This is a genomic window from Variovorax brevis, assembly GCF_030317105.1.
Taxonomy (GTDB): domain Bacteria; phylum Pseudomonadota; class Gammaproteobacteria; order Burkholderiales; family Burkholderiaceae_C; genus Variovorax; species Variovorax brevis.
This window is the reverse complement of record NZ_JASZYG010000076.1, coordinates 1-1442: the sequence shown is the minus strand read 5'-3', so window position 1 is coordinate 1442 and position 1442 is coordinate 1. Positions and strand designations below refer to the sequence as shown.

Here is a 1442-nt window from a genome sequence, read left to right as displayed (position 1 = left end):
ACCCACCGGCACGCCACCCGAAGCCATCGAGAAGATCAACAAGGCCATGAACGCCTCACTCGCACGCCCTGAGGTCATTGCGCGCCTCAAGGAAGAAGGCAGCGTGGCCCGGGGCGGTTCGGCATCGGAACTCGGCGCATTCATGAAGAGCGAATACACCCGTTGGGGTGCCGCCGTACGCGAATCGGGCGCCAAGCTCGACTGACATGCATCCATCGATTCCAGGAAAGAGACACCATGCAGTTCGTCCCAACCCGCCGCGCGACGCTTGCCCTGGTCGGCGCCGCCTGCCTGCTCGGCACTTCGGCCTTTGCGCAGAACAAGCCGATCACCGTCATCGTTCCTTATGCGCCCGGTGGCAGTGCTGACCTGGTCACGCGCGTCATCGCCCAGTTCGCCGCCCCCGGCATCGGTTCTGCCGTGATCGTCGACAACAAGACCGGCGGTGGCGGCGTGGTGGGGTGGAGCGCCGCAGCGCGTGCCGCGCCCGATGGCAACACACTGCTGACGGTCGAGTTGTCTTACGCGATTGCCGCCGGCCTGATCCCGACCTTGCCCTTCGACCCGAAGAAGGCATTCACGCAAATCACCACGGCGGTGAAGGTGCCCCACGTGCTGGTCGTCAACCCGGCGGTGCCCGCAAAGACAGTGCAGGAGTTCATCGCGCTGGCCAAGGCGCAACCTGGCAAGCTCAACTACGGCTCGGGTGGCAACGGCACCAACACCCATCTGGCCGGAGAGCTGTTCAAGAGCACGACGGGCACGGACATCGTCCACGTCGCCTACAAGGGCGCGGGTGCGGTCCTCACCGACCTCATGGGCAACCAGGTGCAGGCGCTGATCACCTCGGTGCCGACGGCCTTGCCCCACATCAAGAGCGGGAAGCTGAAGGCCCTGATGGTGACGGGCTCCGAGCGCAACGCGATGCTGCCGGATGTGCCGACTGCAAAGGAGGCCGGCATCCCCAGGATGGACATCGACTACTGGATCGGCATCGGCGCGCCTGCTGGAACGCCGCAGCCGGTCATCGACAAGCTCAACAAGGAGTTCAACGCCGCGCTCGCGCAGCCGGACGCGAAGAAGAAGATCGCGGAGATGGGCCTGACCGTGGTGGCCAACACACCGGCGCAGGCGACGCAACTGGTCAACAGCGAGATCCAGCGCTGGAGCGCCGTGATCAAGCAAGCCGGCATCAAGGCCGATTGAAGGCGCCCGACATGTCAAAACCACTTCGCAACATTCGCGTCCTCGACCTGACGAATGTCCTGGCCGGCCCCTTCGCCTGCCACCAGCTCGCGCACATGGGCGCCGACGTCATCAAGGTCGAGACGCGCAACGGCGGCGATCTTGCGCGCCAGCTCGGCGCCGATCCCGAGCTGAACAAGCGCTACATGGGCGTCTCCTTTCTCGCCCAGAACCCGGGCAAGCGCTCCATCACCATC

The 1442-nt window shown here is 65.2% G+C and carries 2 protein-coding genes and 1 pseudogene; all 3 read left to right on the top strand.

What is annotated here, in order from left to right; all coding sequences use genetic code 11:
• A pseudogene (locus QTI66_RS39470) lies at positions 1–205 on the top strand (tripartite tricarboxylate transporter substrate binding protein); the annotation flags it as partial.
• Between the two features lie 32 nt (positions 206–237).
• Positions 238–1206 carry a Bug family tripartite tricarboxylate transporter substrate binding protein gene (locus QTI66_RS39465; RefSeq protein WP_286565830.1) on the top strand — a complete coding sequence of 323 codons (969 nt, stop codon included), beginning with the start codon at positions 238–240 and terminating at the stop codon, positions 1204–1206.
• 11 nt (positions 1207–1217) lie between these two features.
• Positions 1218–1442: CoA transferase (locus QTI66_RS39460; RefSeq protein WP_286565829.1), on the top strand; the 225-nt coding region annotated here is incomplete at its 3' end.

Coding starts and splice junctions, on each gene's coding strand:
- QTI66_RS39465 (WP_286565830.1), top strand. CDS start 238: ATGCAGTTCGTCCCAACCCGCCGCGCGACGCTTGCCCTGGTCGGCGCC.